Below are 18,811 nucleotides of genomic sequence, written 5' to 3'. Positions count from 1 at the left end.
ACCATGGACGAAGCTGCGCTGCTGCAGGCCATCGACGCTTGTGAGTGTCTGTTCCTGGCGGGCATCGGCGAGCCGGAAGCGAATCGTCTGCGCCTGGTCGTCGAGGAAGGCCTGGTGGTCGGAAAGCCCTCCCGTGTGGAGCTCGCTCATGGACGTTCAATCGATGATGCGCGTGCGATAGAGGTGATGCCCCACTCGCAGCGTTTTGAGCTGATCTGGGACCACTACATCAGCTACGCCGTGCACAACGAGTCCTACCAGAGCTGGGACGACGCCGAAACCTGGAGCGGCAACCTGTTCCGCCGCTACAGCCGTTCGAAGTTCCTCGATTATCTGGACCATGCCACCTTTGCCGATGTCAGTTACCCGGGCCCATTCACGCACTATCAGGTGATATGCCAGGAACACGTCATCGACATTGCCGCGTTGCAGCCGCCGAAGGTGCGCCGCATGGATCCCTCGTAGCTGGCTGATGCAGCCCCCATGGGTTGGCTCTACCGGGTTGCGACAGCGCCGGCCGAGCGTGGGCTCGGCTCGACAAAAGCGAAGGCCGGCTTGCGCCGGCCTTGTGCTTCTTACTTCGCCTTGCCCTGGTTGGCCACGGCTTCGGCGGCCTTGCGCGCTGCTTCCGGGTCGCCCAGGTAGCGGAACGACTGCACGGTCAGGTCGTCGTTCAGTTCGAACAGCAGCGGGATGCCGGTCGGGATGTTCAGCTCGAGGATCTCCTCGCGCGAGACATTGTTGAGGTACTTGTACAGCGCGCGCAGCGAGTTGCCGTGGGCAGTGACCAGCACGGTCTTGCCGTCCTTCAGCTGCGGCGCGATGGCGTCGTGCCAGTACGGCAGCACGCGGTCCAGGGTGGTGGCCAGCGACTCGGTGCCCGGCAGCGCGTTGCGGTCCAGACCGGCGTAGCGGCGGTCATGGATCGGGTGGCCCGGATCTTCCAGGTCCATCGGCGGCGGCGGGATGTCGTACGAACGGCGCCAGACCTTGACCTGCTCTTCGCCGTGCTTGGCCGCGGTCTCGGCCTTGTCCAGCCCCTGCAGGCCGCCGTAGTGCCGCTCGTTGAGGCGCCAGGACTTGTTCACCGGCAGCCAGTCCTGCTCCAGCTCGGCCAGCGCACCCTGCAGGGTGTGGATGGCACGCTTGAGCACGGAGGTGTGGGCGACGTCGAACTGCAGGCCTTCCTCGCGCATCAGGCGACCGGCGGCGGCCGCTTCCCGGCGCCCCTGCTCGGTCAGGTCGACATCGACCCAGCCGGTGAAGCGGTTGTCCAGGTTCCACTGGCTCTGGCCATGGCGCAACAGTACGAGTTTACGGGTCACTGCAGGGTCTCCAACGCGAGGAAAGGCAGGCCGCCATTGTAGCCCGGCCGCCGCTCACCGGGCCGTGGCGCCGCCCGTGCGATGCTGTGACCGATGAATACGGTGATCGATCCCGGATGTTGGGAAGGCAGCGTCTCCGCGGCACGCGCGCAGCAGCTCCAGCTGGCCGGCCGCGTGGAGCGCCAGGACCGCCTGCCACGCGACGTCCGTTGGCTGGCCGGGCTGGATGTTGGCTTTGAAGACGACGGCGCCATCACCCGCGCCGCGGCGGTACTGCTGGACGTGGAGACGCTGAAGCCCGTGGCGCAGGAGATCGCGCGCATCCCGACGGTGATGCCCTACATCCCCGGTCTGCTCAGCTTCCGCGAGCTGCCGGCACTGCTGGCCGCGCTGGCGCTGCTGCCGCGCACGCCGGACCTGGTGTTCGTCGATGGCCATGGCATCAGCCATCCGCGCCGGCTGGGCGTGGCCGCGCATCTGGGCGTGGTCACCGACCTGCCCAGCATCGGCGTGGCCAAGTCGAAGCTGGTGGGCCGGTTCGTCGAACCGGGCGCCGAGGCCGGTGCACATGCGCCGCTGCAGGATGGCGACGAACAACTGGGCTGGGTGCTGCGCAGCAAGGTGCGCTGCAAGCCGCTGTTCGTGGCCGGCGGCCATCGGGTCAGTGCCGATACCGCGCTGGACTGGGTGCAGCGCACGCTGCGCGGTTACCGGCTGCCGGAACCGACCCGGCTGGCGGATCGGCTGGCCTCGCGACGGGACGAATGACCGCACCGGGCATTCCCCGGTGCGGCTTTCATTTTCATTCAATGATGCACGTGGCCGCGATGGCCCTGCGCGTCCTCACCGTGGTCGTGGCCTTCATGGCCCTGCTGCGCGCCGCCCTTGGCCGACGCCGGTCCAGCGCAGGCTTCACCACAGTGGTCCGCTTCAATCTGCAGCGTCACGTGCTCGATGCCGAAGTCATCGTGCAGGCGCCCGCCCAGCTCACGGCGCAGCGCATCGGCGTCGGTGCCGTCGCGCATCACGATGTGCGCGGTCAGCGCCGGCGTGCTGGAGGCCAGCGCCCACACATGCAGGTCATGCACGTCCAGCACCGCAGCATGACCGGACAGGCTGTCGCGCACCTTGGCCACGTCCATGCCCTTGGGCACGCCTTCCAGCAGCACGTTGATCGCCTCGCGCATCAGCACGTAGGTGCGCGGCAGTACCCACAGGCCGATCAGCACCGCCAGGATCGGGTCGATCGGCTTCCAGCCGGTCCACTTGATCAACAACGCACCGGCGATCACCGCCACCGAGCCAAGCATGTCCGCCCACACTTCCAGGTAGGCGCCCTTCACGTTCAGGCTCTCGCCGCTGCCGGCCTGCAGCAGGCGCATCGAGATCAGGTTGATGACCAGGCCTGCGGCGGCGATCACCAGCATGCCCGAAGATGCGATCTCCTGCGGTTCGCGGAAACGACCGATCGCCTCCCACAGGATGTAGGCGGCGACCACGAACAGCATGGCGCCGTTGATCATCGCGCCCAGCGCTTCCAGGCGTGCATAGCCGTAGGTGCGGCGCGCGTCCGGCGGGCGCCGGCTCAACCGCACCGCGACCAGCGCGATCATCAGTGCCAGTGCATCGGTGGCCATGTGTGCCGCGTCGGACAGCAGCGCCAGGCTGTTGGTCCAGAACGCGCCCACCACCTCGATGACGAGGAAGGTGGAGGTCAGGCCGAGCGCCCACCACAAGGGTTTCTCGTGGCGGATCTGGGATGGCAGGTGATCGTGGTCGTGGCCCATGGCAACAGCTCCTTTGCGATGCGGTGCAGGCTACGCCGTGCTGGCGGGGGAGACTATTACGGTGTTTATAACATTGCAGCCCAGGCGATCCCTCACCGTGCATGGCCCGGCGCTACCGGAGCGTGGCCGGCAGCGCCAGGCCTGGCCTGGCGACCGCAGCGGACCGGCGTCCGCGTGCGGTCAGAACCCGAAGCGCAGGCTGGCCCAGTACGCGCGGCCCGGTTCGTTGTAGGTCGCCGCACCGGCATCGCTGCTGTTGGCCTCGCGGAACAGGCGCTTGTCGGCCAGGTTGTTCACGCCGAAGCCGAAGCTGACCGTCTCGGTCACCCTGTAGCGCGCGCTCACGCCCCAGATGTTGTAGGCACCGCGGTCCTGCAGCGCGATCGAGGGATCGCAGCTGCCGGTGCAGCGCGGATCATTGTTGATGTTGGCGGTGGCCGGTTCCTGCTTGCCGTAGAACGTGCCGGTCAGCAGCACCGACAGCTTGTCGGTGGCCTGCCAGTCCAGCATCGTGTTGACGGTGTACTTCGGGATCACCGACAGCGGCTGGCCGGTGCTCTTGTTCTCGTTTTCCACCATGTAGGTGAAGTTGTTGCTCCATTTCAGGCGATTGCCCTGCTCGCCCAGCAGCGGGATCACCAGGTTGCCTTCAAGCCCCTGCACGATCGCCTTGGGCGCGTTCTCCCAGCGGAAGATGCGGCCCTTGGTGTCGGCGGTCAGGCCAACCTGGGTGTAGCCGGCCTGGATCTTGTCCTTGTAGTCGTTGTGGAAGTAGGTCAACGAGGCCTGCCAGCCGCTCTGCGGTGCCCACTCGATGCCCAGTTCCTTGTTCAGGCTGGTTTCCGCCTTCAGGTCCGCGTTGCCGCGCATGTAGCAACCGGCACCCAGGCTCGGCAGTGCATTCGGGCAGCCGTTGCCACGGGTGTAGTACAGATAGTCCGGATTGGACTGGTACAGGTTCGGCGCCTTGAACGCGCGGGCGATGCCGCCCTTCACCACCCAGTCGCTGTTGATGCGGAACTGCGCATTGAGGCTGGGGCTGGTGTTGTTGCCGAACTGGCTGTGGTGGTCGAAGCGCAGGCCCGGGGTGACGATCCAGCGCTCACCCAGGTAGATGTTGTCTTCGACGAACACTGCGGTGGTCTGCGCGTCGGCCTTGCCCCGCGCGCGATCGGCCGACAGCCCCGGGATACCGCCGCCGCTGCTGCTGGACTGGCTCATCGAGTACGGGTCGGTCAGGCGGCTGTCCAGGTATTCAAAGCCCAGCGTCCAGATGTTCTCGGCGCTGCCCAGCGAGGTCGGGAAGCTCACTTCGCCATCCAGCTGGTAGTTGCGCAGGCGCGAGGTCGACCAGTCGGTGCCGTTGAAGCTGCCTTCCGGGCCACCGGCCAGGCCTTCATTGATGCGCGAGTTGTTGACCGCTTCCACCGCGGCGGTCACCCGCGAGGTCACGTCGCCCCAGCGGCCGCGATGGGTGATCGCGCCGGTGTTGCGGTACATGCGGTTGGTTTCCGCTTCGCCGTCGGCCAGCGCCGCCAGGTCAACGCCGGTCGAGGTACCGGTAGTGCTGACCGCGCGGTCACCGGCGTAGATGTTGCCCTGGCGGCTGGTGCCGGCTTCGAACTCCACCACCTGGTCGGCGGTGATGTCCCAGCGCAGCAACGCGTTGACGTCGCGGTTCTTGACACCCTCGCGGCCAGCCGGCGGCACCGCGTTCGGGTTGGTGGCGTACTGGCGGTTGAGGTCCAGTGAGTCGGCGTCGGTCTTGTTGAGGTTGCCGTACAGGCGGAACGACAGGGTGTCGGTCATCGGCCCGCTCAGCTGCAGGCCGACGCGCTCGCTGCCGCCTTCGGCGCTGTGCTCGGGCACCAGGCCATACAGGTCGACCGCGCCGGTCAGGTCGCCGGTCGGGCGCTTGGTGATGATGTTGACCACGCCACCGGACGCACCGGAGCCATAGCGTGCCGCCGCAGGGCCGCGCAGCACTTCGATGCGCTCGATCATTTCCGCCGGCACCCAGTTGGTATCACCGCGGGTATTGCGCTCACCGCTACGGCCCATGCGCACGGCATCACGCGCACCGATGCGCTTGCCGTCGACCAGGATCAGGGTGTTTTCCGGGCCCATGCCACGCAGGTCGATCTGGCGGTTGTTGCCGTACTGGCCCGAGGCGCTGTTGCCGGTGAGGTTGACGCCCGGCATGGTGCGCAGCAGCTCGGCGATGTCGTTGGCCGGCGGGCGCTTGGCGATGTCCTCGGCGGTGATGGTCGAGGTACCCAGTGCCTGGCGGGCAATCTGCGAGGCGGTGACATGCACCGTGTCGATATCGGTGGCATCGGTTTCGGCCTGGGCGGTCAGGGCGCTTCCCGCCAGCAGGGCGGCAACGGCGAGCGCCAGCGGGCGCGGCGAAAGGACAACGGCAGGAGACATGATCTGGACCTTCTGGCAGGGCAACGGGGCCTCTGGCAAAGGGCTTGAGGCAACGACGAGGGGGAGGCGGAGCGTCGCTGCAGTCGCCTGCGGGCCGATCCGTGCGCGCATTCTCCCATCAATGCGAGTGATTCTCAAATGCGTTCACTCATTGCCGCCGCGGCGCCGACGTGCTTTGCGCGCCGTGCAACCCTGCATCGCGCATAAACTGACCGGCCAACCCGCCATCAACCGTGCGCCACCGCGGCCGATACCCGTGGTTTGCCGTACGCAGTCAGAGATCGACGTGGAACCACCCCAACTGGACGATGCCAGCCAACCGCTGGCCGAGGCCTGGCAGCACTGCCTGCAACAGGCCGGCCCTGCCGCCACCGCGCTGCTGCACGCCGCCGCCGCCGATGCCCCGCCGGCGCTGGCCCAACGCTTCTACGAGGTACTGCTGCAGGACGGGCGTGCACGCCGCTTCCTGTCCCACGATCAGGTCAAGCAGCGCCTGCAGCCGGCCATGCAGCGCTGGCTGGTGCAGTTGCTGACCACCAATGCCGACGGTATTGCCGGCGCCGTTGCCTCGCAGCGGGTGATCGGCGATGTGCATGCCCGGGTCGGTATTCCGGTCGACCTGGTCACCCGCGGCGCGCGCGTGCTCAAGCACGAACTGTTCGTGCGCCTGCACGACGACGCGCCCGACAGTGCCACTGCGTTCGCCGCCATCGACTGCCTCAGCGCGATCATGGACATCGCCATGGAAGGCATGACCCTGGCCTATACCCATGCACGCGAGCGCTCGACCCGCGCCGATGCTGCGTACCGGCTGTTCTCGCTGGTGCAGAACGTCGGCACCGAACGCGAACGCCAGCGCGCACTGCTGCTGGACTGGGAGAACGCCCTGCTCTACGCGCTCGCTGGCCACGTACAGGCCAGCGACAGCGCCAGCCTGGCCACTTCCGAGTTCGGCCTGTGGTTCACCCACAAGGGCATCCCCAGCTTCGGCGAGAGCAGCGAGACCCGGCAGGTCGGCCAGCTGATGGCCCACATCGACAGCAACCTGCAGCGGGCGAGCAACGATGCCCCGGCACAACGACTGGCGGTGCTGCCGGCCATCCGCGAGGACCTGGCCGCCATCCGCACCCTGATGACGCTGCTGTTCGAGCGCATCGGCGAGCTGGATGCCGGCAGCGATGCGCTGACCAACCTGCTCAACCGCCGCTTCCTGCCTACCGTGCTGCGCCGGGAGATCGAGCTGGCCACGCGCAACCGCACGCCGTTCTCGCTGCTGCTGCTCGACCTGGATCACTTCAAGGCGATCAACGACGGCCACGGCCACGACGCCGGGGACCGCGCGCTGCAGCACGTCGCCGGCCTGCTCGGCCAGCTGACCCGCGGCAGTGACTACCTGTTCCGCTATGGCGGCGAGGAGTTCGTGGTGGTGCTGGTCGCGGCCAGCGAATCACAGGCCGCGGTGATCGCCGAAAGCCTGCGGCGGCAGATCGCGCAGTCACCGGTGGCATTGGCCAACGGCCAGGTACTGGCACTGACCGCCAGCATCGGCGTAGCCGGCCATGACGGCCACCCGGACTACGAGCGGCTGATGGCACGGGCCGATGCGGCGATGTACGAGGCCAAGCGCAGCGGCCGCAACCGCGTGGTAGTGGCCAGCGCGGACCTTGAGGAAGCACCGGGACGGCGTGCACTGCAGCGATGACGACAGGACAGGTAGAGTCGACCGCTGGTCGACTATCGCACGCAGCGCGGGATTTTTCGCACGCGGGGCGAAGAGCAGTCGACTGACAGTCGACTCTACCGACAGTCGACTCTACCGATTCGCCCGCCAGCCGATGCATTGGACGCCACCACCCGCCATGCTGCCCACCACAGCAGCGCCAGCGCCGCGATGCCTGCACCCAGCAGGCACACGGCAGGCCAGCCATGCCGGGCCTGCATCCAGGGCCCGGCAGCCGCACCGGCACCACTGCCCACTGCATAGAACAGCATGTACAACGCCACCAGGCGTCCATGCTGTTCTGCCGGTGCACGCAGCAGCAGCGCCTGGTTCGATACGTGCAGTGCCTGCCCACCGAGGTCGAGCACGATCACGCCCAGCAGCAGCAACGACAGCGACTGCGGCAGGCCCAGCAGCGGCCACCACGCGGCCAGCATCAGCAGCAACGCGCCAAGACTGACCCGACCGGCGAAACCGCGGTCCATCCAGTGCCCGACCCGCGCCGCCATCAAGGCGCCCACTACGCCGGCCAGGCCCAGTGCGCCGATGGCCGCGGTGGACCACTGCAACGGCGGCGCCGACAGCGGCAGCGGCACCGCCGCCCAGAACACGTTGAGGCCAGCAAACAGCAGCAATGCCAGCGGCCCACGCTCGCGCAGCGCGCGGTCCCGGCGCAGCATGCCCAGCATCGAACCCAGCAGTTCGCGCCAGCGCGGTGGTGCCGCCGGCACCGGCACCGCCGGCAGGCGCCGCCACAGCAGCACGGCCAGGGCCGCCATCAGCGCTGCCGACAGCAGATAGACCGCCCGCCAGCCGACGGTGGCCGCGACCGCGCCCGATACAACGCGCGCCAGCAACAGGCCGATGAACACGCCGCCCTGCACCACGCCCACCAGGCGCCCGCGCTGCTCGGGCGGCGCAAGCGTGGCGGTATAGGCGATCAAGCCCTGGGTCAGCGCGGTGCCCAACAGCCCGGCCAGCAGCATGCCCGACAACAGCCAACCGGCCGTGCGTGCCGCTGCCAGCCACAGCAGGGCCAGCACCAGCGCCATCAACTGCATCCGCAGCAGGCGTCGCCGGTCACCGCGATCGGCGAGCGGCAGCAGGCCCAGCAATGCCAGCACACTGCCGGCCTGGGTTGCCGCCAACACTGCGCCCGCCACGGCACGGTCCAATGCGAAGGCCTGTGCCAGCCGATCCAGCAGCGGTTGCGCGTAATAGACGTTGGCAACGCTGGCGCCGGCCGCGACCGCGAGCAGGGTCAGCAATGGGCGGGACATCGATGCGCTCATGATGTAGTTGCAATTTGAAACTTGATGCAGGCTATCGTCATTGGTTTTAAACTGCAACCACATTCGGAGGCCACAGCATGCACGCCAACAGTCCCTGCCCCGTTGCCCGCAGCGCCGACCTGCTCGGTGATCGCTGGGCACTGCTGGTGATCCGCGATGCCTTCGACGGCGTCACGCGCTTTGGCGACTTCCAGCGCAGCCTCGGCGCGGCGCGCAACATCCTCAGCGATCGCCTGCGCAGGCTGGTCGAGGCCGGCATCCTGCAACTGCAACCGGCCTCCGATGGCTCGGCCTACCAGGAATACGTGCTCACCCACGCCGGCCAGGAACTGTTCCCGCTGCTGGTCGCGCTGCGCCAGTGGGGAGAACGCCATCGCTTCAGCGCCGGTGAAGCCCATTCGCAGTTGATCGAATCCAGCACGCGGCGACCACTGCCCTACATGCAGCCACACGGGCGCGACGGTCAGCCGCTGCAGGCCGCCGCCACCCGCGTGCGCAAGCTCAAGGACGACCGGCGCGGCGCCTGATCCGCCCATTCGCGCACACCACGATCGGGCCGCGCCGGTTAGCATCGGAGGTTTCCGCCGCCGGACGCCGCCGATGCCGCGCTATCGCCCTTTCCTGCTGACCGCCCTGCTGTTGCCGCTGCTGGCCTGCGCCACAGCAACCACGCAGGCCCGCGAGGTTGCCGCGCCCGCCGACCACGTGCAGGCCGATGGCCCCTATGTATTCCGCCAGGGCGACCAGCTGCAGGCCAAGTGGATCTGCGACGACAAGGTCGAGTCGCGCTCGCTGGCCATCAACACGACGGGCACCGATATCGCGCCGCGCTGTGGCTACGAACACACCGTGCACGTGGCCGCGCCGAATGCGGCCTCGGTCTCCGTGCTGCCGGCCGCGCCGCGCATCGTCGCGCTGTCGGACATCCATGGCCAGTACGGGCTGCTGGTGCGCCTGCTGCGCGCCCACCAGGTCATCGACGCGCAGGATCGCTGGGCCCTGGGCAAGGACACGCTGGTCATCGCTGGCGATGTATTCGACCGCGGCCCGCAGGTGACCGAGGCGTTCTGGCTGCTGTACGGCCTGCAGCAGCAGGCCGCCGCCGCCGGTGGCGCAGTGCACTTCGTGCTAGGCAACCACGAAACCATGGTGCTGTACGACGACCTGCGCTACGTCAACCCGAAGTACCTGCGCAGCGCCCAGCTGCTGGGCCGCAGCTACCCGCAACTGTATGGCGCCGACTCGGTGATCGGGCAGTGGCTGCGCACCCGCCCGGTGCTGCTGAAGATCGGCGATACCCTGTTCCTGCATGGCGGCATCTCGCCCGAAGCGGTGCAGCTGGCGCTGGACCCGGCACGCACCAATGCGGCCTATCAGGCCTCTCTGGGCCTGCCCAAGGCCGAAGTGAAGGCCGACCCGGCCACCGCACCGCTGTATGACGGCAAGACCAGCCCGATCTGGTACCGCGGCTACTTCGATGGCCGCCTCGACACAGCGGGGGTACAGGCCGTGCTCGACCGCCTGCAGCTCACGCGCATCGTGGTTGGCCATACCTCGATGCCACACGTCAGCAGCTTCCACGGCGACCGCGTGATCGCCATCGACAGCAGCATCAAGAACGGCGAGAACGGCGAACTGCTGTTCATCGAGGATGGCAGGCTCAGCCGCGGCCTGCTGGACGGCTCACGGGTGCCGCTGGCACTGGGTGAGCCGGGCCTGCAGGACTGAATGGCGGGACAGCGCGACGGTGCCGGGAGGTGCCGGCGCGCTCCACCTTCACCCGGTTTGCGGCTACCCTCGGCAGCCGAGAGGCCCGCCCCGTCCACCCGCTGGGCCCGACCGTTACAGGAGCTCCCCGCGCATGCGCGTTCTGATTGCTGAAGACGACCCGGACATCGCCTCCGGCCTGTGCGCCTCGCTGCGCCGGCAGGGGCATGTGGTCGACCACGTCGACAACGGCGCGCACGCCGACGCCGCGCTGGGTTCGACCCAATACGCGCTGCTGGTGCTGGACCTGGGCCTGCCACAGCTGGATGGCCGCGACGTGCTGCAGCGCCTGCGCCAGCGCGGCGATGGCCTGGCGGTACTGGTGGTGACCGCCCGCGACGGCCTGGCCGAACGCGTGCGCGTGCTCGACCTCGGTGCCGACGACTACCTGGTCAAGCCATTCGCACTGGACGAATTCGAAGCCCGCGTGCGCGCACAGCTGCGCCGCGTGACCAGCAATGGCAACCCGGACCTGCGCATCGGCCGCCTGCGCATCGATCTGGCCGGGCATCGGGTGTGGATCGACGACCAGTCGCTGGAACTGACCGCACGCGAGTTCGGCCTGCTGTCGGCACTGGCGGTACGCGCCGAGCGCATCGTCTCGCGCGCACAGCTGGTGGAGGCGCTGTGCGACTGGGGCCAGGACCTGACCGACAACGGCCTGGACATCGCCCTGCACCGCCTGCGCCGCAAGCTGCAGCCCGGCGGCATGGGCATCCGCACCGTGCGCGGACTGGGCTACATGCTGGAAGACGCGCAGGACGACAGCGCCCCGTGATCAGTGGCCCCCCCAGCCTGCGCCGGCGCCTGCTCGCCTTCCTGGCGTTGCCGATGCTGGGCCTGCTTACCTTCAATACGATCCTGGCCTATTACGTTGCGTTGGATTATTCCAACCGCATCCACGACCGTAACCTGATCGACGACACGCACTCGTTCGCGCAGATGCTGAGCACCATGCCGGTGACCAGCGACCTGTCTCCGCAGGCGCGCTTCCTGATCGAATACGAGCCCGACGGCCATCGCTATTTCAACGTGGACAGCAGCCGCCAGGGGACACTCAGCGGCAATGCGGATTTCAGTGCCTACGCGCCTTCGCAGGAATGCACCGGCGTGGACCCCACCCTGTACGATGGCATTCTCAACGGCCAGCCGGTGCGCATGGCCACCGTCTGCACGCGTGCGATGAACGATCCGCAGGACCAGCTGGCGGTGACGGTGGCCGAAAGCATGGCCGAACGACGCCAGCGCGCGCGCGAGATCCTGATGATCATCATCCCGCTGATGACCATGCTGGCGCTGGGCACCGCCGCGCTGGTCTGGTTCGGGGTGACCCATGGCCTGCGCATCCTGACCCCGCTGAGGACCCGCCTGGCGCAGCGCCGCGGCGAACTGGCACCGATCTCCGATGCCGACGTGCCCGAAGAGATCCAGCCGCTGATCAGCACCATCGACGATCTGTTCGCGCGCCAGGCGGAAATGATCACGCTGCAGAACCGTTTCATCGCCGATGCCGCGCACCAGCTGCGCTCGCCGTTGGCCGGCATGGCCCTGCACGTGGACCAGGCACTGGCACATGGCGACCCGGACACGGTGCGCGAGGCATTGCAGCACATCCGCCGGCTCAACCAGCGCACCGCCCGGGTCAGCACCCAGCTGCTCGCACTGAGCCGGGCGCAGACCGTACCCGATACCGTGGAGGCACTGGACCTGTGCGAGCTGGTGCCGCAGTGGGTCGGCATGCGCGTGCCCGAAGCGATCCGCGATGGCATCGATCTGGGCTACCGCGGCAGCCCCCACCCGCTGCGCGTGCTCGGCAATGGTGCCCAGCTGCAGGAAGCACTGGACAACCTGATCGACAATGCGCTGCGCTATGCCGGCCGCGATGCGACCGTCACGGTCGGCGTGCATGCGCTGGATGACAATGACGTCGAACTGTACGTGGAGGACAACGGCCCCGGCGTGCCCGAGGACGTGATGCCACGGCTGGGCGAGCGCTTCTTCCGAGCGCCTGGCACCGCAGCCAGCGGCACCGGCCTGGGCCTGGCCATCGCGCACGAAGCGGTGGAGCATTCCGGCGGCCGCCTGACCTTCCTCAACCGCGCCGGTGGGGGCCTGAAGGTCGCCATCACACTGCCGCTGCTGAAGGCCCCCTGACCCGTACCGGGGCGCTGAAAGGCTGGCGAAAATCGCGCTTGCGATCCTGACCATCCCCACTGCCGTCCCGGAGCCGCCAGGTGACCGAATCGCACGACTTCTTCCTCCCCGGTGGCCCGCAGGGCGTGCTGCTGGTCCACGGCCTGACCGGCACCCCGGCGGAAATGCGCATGCTGGGCAAGGGCCTGAACAACGCCGGCTTCACCGTACACGGCGTGCAGTTGCCCGGCCATTGCGGCACCGTGGATGACCTGCTGGCGACCACCTGGGAACAGTGGTACCAGGGCGTGGAAGATGCAGCGGCGAGCCTGCGTGGCAAGGTCGACCAGTTGTTCGTCGGCGGCCTGTCGATGGGCGCGGTACTGGCGCTGGCGCTGGCTGCACGCCGCCCCGAATGGGTGTCCGGCGTCGGCGTGTATGGCGCCACCTTCCGCTACGACGGCTGGAACATTCCCGCCGTGGCCCGCCTGTCGTTCCTGCTGCCGTGGTTCAAGCGCTTCAACATCGGCCGCGACCGCATGTTCATGGAAGAACCGCCCTATGGCCTGCGTGACGAGCGCCTGCGTGCGCAGGTCAGTGCCGCCATGCTGTCCGGCGACAGCGCCGCGGCCGGCCTGCCGGGCAACCCCTGGCACGCGCTGGCCGAGATGCGCGCCCTGAGCAACTGGACCCGCCGCCACCTGCACCAGGTCACCGCACCGTGCCTGGTGATGCACGCCCGCGAAGACGACGTGGCCAGCATGGGCAACGCTGAACTGGTGATATCGAGGGTCAGCGGTCCGAAGGAACTGGTGGTGCTGGAAGACAGCTACCACATGATCACGATCGACCGCGAACGCCGCGAGGTGATCCGCCGCAGCGCGCGTTTCTTCACCGAAATCGGTGAACGCAGCGGCGTGCTCAAGGCGGTGGCCTGAGATGGGGGCACTCGCCACGCTGCTGTGGCTGGCCAATGTGGTGCTCGATACCGGTGGCCAGCTCGCCTTCAAGGCCGCCGCCAGCGACCCGCAGGATGGCGAAGGACTGCAACGCTGGAAACACATGCTCAGCCGCCCCTGGCTGTGGATCGGCATCGCCTGCTACGTGCTTGAGTTCGTTGCCTGGATCGCGTTCCTGTCGCTGGTGCCGTTGTCCAAGGGCGTGCTGCTGGGCTCGATCAACATCGTCGCGCTGATGATCGCCGGCCGCATCCTGTTCCGCGAAAAGCTCACGCCATTGCGGGTGACCGGCATGCTGCTGGTCACGGCGGGCGTGGCGGTGGTGGGGGCCGGCTCATGAGGCGCCTGTATGTGATCGGCTTTCCCCTGCTGATGGCCTTCGACACGCTGGCCCAGCTGTGCTTCAAGTACGCCGGTGACGCCGCGCTGCCGGTCGAGGCCAACACCGCGTGGCTGCTGCGCGTGCTGTCGCAGCCGTGGGTATACGGCGCGGTCCTCGGCTACGTCGGCGCGTTCTTCACCTGGATGAGCCTGCTGCGCCATGCGCCGATCGGCCCGGCGTTCGCGGCCTCGCACCTGGAGGTGATCAGTGTGCTGCTGCTGTCGGCCTGGCTGCTGAAAGAGCCGCTGACCCTGCATCACCTTGTCGGTGCGGTACTGATCGTGGCTGGCATCGTCTGCCTCGGCCGCGCCGAAGCGGATGATCCGCACAGCCCCGCCGACAGCACTTCGTGAGCGGGCTGCGATGAGCCTGTTCGCGCGCGAACTGCCGCCGACCGCTGGCCTGCCGATGCAGGCCAGCGACTTCCTTCCCGGCGGCGGCGACCTGCGCGACATCCTGGCCACCCAGCTCGGCACACCGCCGCTGCAGCTGACCTGTTCCGGCACCCACGCGCTGCTGATCGCACTGCGCACCCTGCGCAAGCGCGCGCCCAAGCGCGATACCGTGATCCTGCCGGCCTATACCTGTCCGCTCGTGCCGATCGCGGTGCACAGCCTCGGCCTGCGCGTGCAGCTGTGCGATACCCGGCGTGGCCATTTCGACTTTGATCCGGCACAGCTCTCGCGCCTGGCCGACGCACGGACGCTGGCGATCCTGCCCACCCACCTCGGCGGGCGCATCGCCGATGTCGAACGGGCCTGCGAGGTCGCACGCGGCGCCGGCGCCTGGGTGATCGAAGATGCCGCACAGGCGCTGGGCGCACGGGTCGGCAACAGCAGCGTGGGCCTGCGTGGCGACATCGGATTCTTCAGCCTGGCCGCCGGCAAGGGGCTGAGCCTGCATGAAGGCGGCCTGCTGGTCAGCCGCGATGACGAGCTGCGCGCCGCGCTGGCCGAACATGCCGCCGAACAGGTACGTTTCAGCCTGCGCTGGGAGCTGCTTCGCAGCGTGCAGCTGCTGGGTCTTGCCGCCTGTTACCGCCCCTCGCTGCTGTCGCTGGTGTACGGCAATCCGCTGCGCAGCGCCCTGCAACGCGGCGATCTGGAAGACGCGGTCGGAGACATTTTCCCGCTGGACATCCCCCAGCACCGGGTCAGCCAGTGGCGGCAGAACGTGGGCGCCCACGCTGCACGGCGGCTGCCTGCGTTCCTGCAGGCCGGGCGCCTGCGCGCACTGCAGCTGCGTGTGCAGCTGGCACAGCTGCCGGCGGTGGAGGTGGTCGATGGCCTGGCCGGCACCGGCGGCACCTGGCCGATGCTGATGCTGCTGCTGCCCAGCCAGCGCGCGCGCGATGCCGCACTGGACGAACTGTGGCCGCGCGGTCTCGGTGCCAGCCGCATGTTCATCCATGCCCTGCCCGACTACGCCTACCTGCGTGGCATCGTGCCGCAGGACGACATGCCGAACGCGCGCGACTTCGCCGCACGCATGCTGACCCTCGGCAACAGCGCCTGGCAGACCCGGGAAGAGACCGCGCAGATCCTGCGGGCGCTGGCCGCTGCGCAGCCCTGAAAGCGCGGTTTTCACGGCATCACGCCCATTCAGCACGCTCGATTCCTGAACACTTTCCCCACCCGGCGGTGCAGGCTTTCAACAGGAAAGGAACGAGAAAGGCTGCCTGCCTACATTGAGCCTGCCCCGGCATCGTGCCGGACGTTTCTTTCATCGACGGACCTGCCCATGCACTGGAGCATCCTGTGTGACTTCGATGGCACCATCAGCCTCGAAGATGTCATCGACTCGCTGCTGGAGAAGTACGGCCAGCCGGGCTGGCAGCAACTGGAAGACCAGTGGAAGGCGGGAAAGATCGGCTCGCGTGAATGCATGCAGGGCCAGGTGCGGCTGTTGAAGCTGGACCCGGCCACGCTCGACGCGCACCTGGACCAGGTGCAGATCGATCCGGGCTTCGCCGCCTTTGTCAGCCGCGCCGAACAGCTGGGCGTGCCGCTGCGCATCGTCAGCGACGGGCTGGACTATGCGATCCACCGCATCCTCGCCAACCACGGCCTGTCGCGACTGCCGGTGGTGGCCAACCACCTGCGCTGGTGCGAAGACCATTGGGAACTGGAGTCGCCCTACCAGGCCGAAGGATGCCGCAGTGGTACCTGCAAGTGCACCTGCGCCGCGCAGGCGCGTGCCGACGAAGCACCACGCGTGCTGATGATCGGCGATGGCAGCTCGGATTTCTGCGTCTCCGAAGATGCCGACTTCGTGTTCGCCAAGCGCCGCCTGATCACCCATTGCACGAAGGCCGGCATCGAGCATGCCGCCATCGATTCCTTCCACGATGCAATCGCACTGTTGCCGCGCTTGCTCGATGGCAGCCTGCTGCAGCCACGTCGCCTCGACGCCAGCCCGCAGCCCGCCGCACTGCCCCTGCTGCTGGCCACCGCCTGAGCACTCCCTTCCAGGCGCGCTCCCCCGTCACCCCTTTCGAACGTCCTTCACGGAACCGAACTGCATGAACATTTTTGACAAGAACGCCGACGCGGCTGCCTCCGACGCGCAGCTGCTGGCCGACGAAGCCCGCTACAGCTCCTTCGGCGACACCGTCCACTACGTCGACCCGCCGAAGATCTTCCAGCGCGGCGAAGGAAGCTACATGTTCGACGGTGCGGGCGTGCCCTACCTCGACCTGCAGATGTGGTACTCGGCCTGCAACTTCGGCTACAGCAACAAACGCCTGAACGACGCGCTGAAGGACCAGATCGACACCCTGCCGCAGGTCGCCAGCCAGTACCTGCACCCGACCCGCGTGCAGCTGGCCAAGACCATTGCCGTGGACATGCACCAGAAGTTCGGCCTGGACGGCCGCGTGCACTTCAACGTCGGCGGCGCGCAGGCCATTGAAGATTCGCTGAAGATCGTGCGCAACGCGCGCGGCGGCAAGAGCCTGATGTTCGCCTTCGAGGGCGGCTACCACGGCCGCACCCTGGGTGCCTCGTCGATCACCTCCAGCTACCGCTACCGCCGCCGCTACGGCCACTTCGGCGAGCGCGCGATGTTCATCCCGTTCCCGTACCCGTTCCGTCGCCCGAAGGGCATGACCCCGGACGAGTATTCCGACCACTGCGTGTGGCAGTTCGAGCGCCTGTTCGAAAGCGAGTACAACGGCGTGTGGGATCCCAAGGTCGGCCAGGCCGAGTACGCCGCGTTCTACGTCGAGCCGATCCAGGGCACCGGCGGCTACGTCATCCCGCCGCGCAACTTCTTCACTGGCCTCAAGCGCGTGCTGGACAAGTACGGCATCCTGATGGTCGTCGATGAAATCCAGATGGGTTTCTGGCGCACCGGCAAGCTGTGGTCGATCGAGCACTTCGGCGTTACCCCGGACGTGCTGGTGTTCGGCAAGGCGCTGACCAACGGCCTGAACCCGCTGTCGGGCCTGTGGGCGCGCGAAGAACTGATCAACCCGACCGTGTTCCCGCCGGGCTCCACCCACTCCACCTTCAACTCCAATCCGCTGGGCACCCGCCTCGGCCTGGAAGTGCTGAAGCTGGGCAAGGAAATGGATTACGAGCGCACCGTGCCGGAGAAGGGCGCGTACTTCCTGGACGGCCTGCGTGGCCTACAGAAGCGTCACCCGGAGATCGGCGACGTCGACGGCCTGGGCCTGGCCCTGCGCGCCGAGATCTGCCAGACCGACGGCTACACCCCCAACAAGGAACTGCTGGACCGCATGGTCGACATCGGCCTGGCCGGTGACCTCCTGCACGACGGCAAGCGCATGGGCCTCGTGCTCGACGTGGGTGGCTGGTACAAGAACGTGATCACCTTCGCGCCGTCGCTGGACATCAGCTACGAAGAGATCGACCTGGCGATCACCCTGCTCGACCAGGCGCTGACCAAGGCCAAGGGCTGAGGTCGATGCGCTGCCGGTTCCCGTGCTGATGGAGATGACGTCACGCGCATCCAGCACCGCGCTGGAACCGGCCGCGCTGCTGGAGGGCTTCCTGGCCCACCCGCCGCTTGGATTCGAGGCAGGCCTGCTTCCCAGCGGCCTGCCGACCTTCCGTGCGCCGCTCGACCTGACCACCACGATGGACGACGACCTGCGCGGCAAGCTGCTTGGCTTGCCGCTGTCGCGCCTGTGGCGGCCCTGGATCACCTGGAAGACCCGCTTCGTCGGTGCCACCAGCACCGAGTACACCCCGTTGCCCGCGCACGTCGCACCAGAGGCATTGGCCGAGGACGTGACGCGGCACGCGATCGGCGATTCCCGGCTGCTGGTGGTCAAGGACCTGGCAATCGATTCGCCGCTGCTGGACGACGCGGCCAATGCACACAGCAGCGCCTTCCTGCAGGCGCTGCTGGCACGCGGCTTCGTCGAGCTGGAAGGCATGCCGCTGGCCTGGGTGGCGATCGATTTCGATTCGATCGATGGCTATCTCGGACGCCTGTCGTCCTCGCGCCGCAAGAACATCCGGCGCAAGCTGCGCTCGCGCGATGGCCTGCAGATCGACTGCATCGCCACCGGCGATCCGGCCCTCGCAGACCCGCGACTGCAGGCCGAACTGTACGCGCTGTACCTGGGCGTGTTCGCGCAGAGCGCGGTGCATTTCGACCAGCTCGACCTGCCCTACTTCCAACACCTGCTGGCCGACAGCCAGGGCCAGGGACGGATGTTCCTGTATCGCCACCAGGGCCAGTTGATCGGCTGGAACCTGTGCTACATCCACGCCGGAAAGCTGGTGGACAAGTACATCGGCCTGGCCTACCCGCAATCACGCGAGCACAACCTGTATGCGGTGAGCTGGATGCACAACCTCGAGTACGCGCTGCTGCACGGCCTGAGCCACTACGTGGCCGGCTGGACCGACTCGCGGATCAAGGCCGAACTGGGCGCCCGCTTCACCTCCACCCGGCACGCGATCCACGCCCGCTCCCCGCTGCTGCGCGCTGCCCTGCGCAAGCTGGCCCCGTACCTGCAGGGCGAACCTGATGGAGGCGGTTGAA

General features: G+C 67.8%; 18 protein-coding genes. 14 read left to right on the top strand and 4 right to left on the bottom strand.

Annotated features, from left to right (window positions below; all coding sequences use genetic code 11):
* Positions 1-3 precede the first annotated feature (3 nt).
* Positions 4-465, top strand: coding sequence for a hypothetical protein (locus AC5P56_RS13690; RefSeq protein WP_227863652.1), 462 nt, complete (start codon positions 4-6; stop codon positions 463-465).
* 110 nt (positions 466-575) lie between these two features.
* Here AC5P56_RS13690 and gpmA read toward each other — a convergent pair whose 3' ends face one another.
* Complete coding sequence (gene gpmA / locus AC5P56_RS13685; RefSeq protein WP_014036448.1) at positions 576-1,325, bottom strand: 2,3-diphosphoglycerate-dependent phosphoglycerate mutase; 750 nt, start codon at positions 1,323-1,325, stop codon at positions 576-578.
* 93 nt (positions 1,326-1,418) lie between these two features.
* Between gpmA and nfi the strand changes: the two genes are divergently transcribed.
* Positions 1,419-2,093 (top strand): deoxyribonuclease V, encoded by a 675-nt coding sequence (gene nfi, locus AC5P56_RS13680; protein WP_014646440.1) that lies wholly within the window; start codon positions 1,419-1,421, stop codon positions 2,091-2,093.
* A 38-nt stretch (positions 2,094-2,131) separates the two neighbouring features.
* Here the strand turns inward: nfi and AC5P56_RS13675 are convergent, their stop codons facing one another.
* Both AC5P56_RS13675 and AC5P56_RS13670 read right to left on the bottom strand, forming a co-directional pair.
* Positions 2,132-3,112, bottom strand: coding sequence for a cation diffusion facilitator family transporter (locus tag AC5P56_RS13675; RefSeq protein WP_032958024.1), 981 nt, complete (start codon positions 3,110-3,112; stop codon positions 2,132-2,134).
* A gap of 180 nt (positions 3,113-3,292) precedes the next feature.
* Positions 3,293-5,542: a TonB-dependent siderophore receptor gene (locus AC5P56_RS13670; RefSeq protein WP_288494681.1), complete on the bottom strand. Its 2,250-nt coding sequence runs from the start codon at positions 5,540-5,542 to the stop codon at positions 3,293-3,295.
* Between the two features lie 286 nt (positions 5,543-5,828).
* Between AC5P56_RS13670 and AC5P56_RS13665 the strand changes: the two genes are divergently transcribed.
* Positions 5,829-7,244: a GGDEF domain-containing protein gene (locus tag AC5P56_RS13665; RefSeq protein ID WP_495231741.1), complete on the top strand. Its 1,416-nt coding sequence runs from the start codon at positions 5,829-5,831 to the stop codon at positions 7,242-7,244.
* Positions 7,245-7,339: 95 nt separating this feature from the next.
* On the opposite strand, the gene AC5P56_RS13660 is transcribed toward AC5P56_RS13665, so the two are convergent.
* Positions 7,340-8,542: an MFS transporter gene (locus AC5P56_RS13660; protein ID WP_495231740.1), complete on the bottom strand. Its 1,203-nt coding sequence runs from the start codon at positions 8,540-8,542 to the stop codon at positions 7,340-7,342.
* An 89-nt stretch (positions 8,543-8,631) separates the two neighbouring features.
* Between AC5P56_RS13660 and AC5P56_RS13655 the strand changes: the two genes are divergently transcribed.
* The 11 genes from AC5P56_RS13655 to AC5P56_RS13605 all read left to right on the top strand — a co-directional run bounded on the left by AC5P56_RS13655 (position 8,632) and on the right by AC5P56_RS13605 (position 18,810).
* On the top strand, positions 8,632-9,081 hold the full coding sequence (locus AC5P56_RS13655; RefSeq protein ID WP_014646435.1) for a winged helix-turn-helix transcriptional regulator: 450 nt from the start codon (positions 8,632-8,634) through the stop codon (positions 9,079-9,081).
* A gap of 73 nt (positions 9,082-9,154) precedes the next feature.
* The gene (locus tag AC5P56_RS13650; protein WP_126411856.1) at positions 9,155-10,282 is read left to right on the top strand and encodes a metallophosphoesterase; all 1,128 of its coding nucleotides are present in this window, start codon (positions 9,155-9,157) and stop codon (positions 10,280-10,282) included.
* Positions 10,283-10,415: 133 nt separating this feature from the next.
* The gene (locus AC5P56_RS13645; RefSeq protein ID WP_014646433.1) at positions 10,416-11,099 is read left to right on the top strand and encodes a response regulator; all 684 of its coding nucleotides are present in this window, start codon (positions 10,416-10,418) and stop codon (positions 11,097-11,099) included.
* Positions 11,096-12,475 (top strand): sensor histidine kinase, encoded by a 1,380-nt coding sequence (locus AC5P56_RS13640; protein WP_049441505.1) that lies wholly within the window; start codon positions 11,096-11,098, stop codon positions 12,473-12,475. The genes AC5P56_RS13645 and AC5P56_RS13640 overlap by 4 nt, the downstream gene beginning before the upstream one ends.
* An 80-nt stretch (positions 12,476-12,555) precedes the next feature.
* Positions 12,556-13,392: an alpha/beta hydrolase gene (locus AC5P56_RS13635; protein ID WP_032958029.1), complete on the top strand. Its 837-nt coding sequence runs from the start codon at positions 12,556-12,558 to the stop codon at positions 13,390-13,392.
* A 1-nt stretch (position 13,393) separates the two neighbouring features.
* Complete coding sequence (locus AC5P56_RS13630; RefSeq protein WP_014646430.1) at positions 13,394-13,753, top strand: EamA family transporter; 360 nt, start codon at positions 13,394-13,396, stop codon at positions 13,751-13,753.
* Positions 13,750-14,148, top strand: a complete 399-nt coding sequence (locus tag AC5P56_RS13625) for a DMT family transporter (protein WP_049441504.1) — start codon at positions 13,750-13,752, stop codon at positions 14,146-14,148. Before AC5P56_RS13630 ends, AC5P56_RS13625 begins: the two co-directional genes overlap by 4 nt.
* Before the next feature lie 10 nt (positions 14,149-14,158).
* Complete coding sequence (locus AC5P56_RS13620; protein WP_014646428.1) at positions 14,159-15,367, top strand: DegT/DnrJ/EryC1/StrS family aminotransferase; 1,209 nt, start codon at positions 14,159-14,161, stop codon at positions 15,365-15,367.
* A gap of 168 nt (positions 15,368-15,535) precedes the next feature.
* Positions 15,536-16,252 carry an MtnX-like HAD-IB family phosphatase gene (locus tag AC5P56_RS13615; RefSeq protein ID WP_495231739.1) on the top strand — a complete coding sequence of 239 codons (717 nt, stop codon included), beginning with the start codon at positions 15,536-15,538 and terminating at the stop codon, positions 16,250-16,252.
* 64 nt (positions 16,253-16,316) lie between these two features.
* Positions 16,317-17,717, top strand: coding sequence for an aspartate aminotransferase family protein (locus tag AC5P56_RS13610; protein WP_014646426.1), 1,401 nt, complete (start codon positions 16,317-16,319; stop codon positions 17,715-17,717).
* Positions 17,718-17,745: 28 nt separating this feature from the next.
* Complete coding sequence (locus AC5P56_RS13605) at positions 17,746-18,810, top strand: GNAT family N-acetyltransferase (protein WP_262093250.1); 1,065 nt, start codon at positions 17,746-17,748, stop codon at positions 18,808-18,810.
* Position 18,811: the final 1 nt, after the last annotated feature.

It is taken from the genome of Stenotrophomonas sp. YJH_SMC_131 (assembly GCF_059367975.1).
Note: the sequence above shows the minus strand (reverse complement) of the source record. Positions and strands in the feature narration are given on the sequence as shown.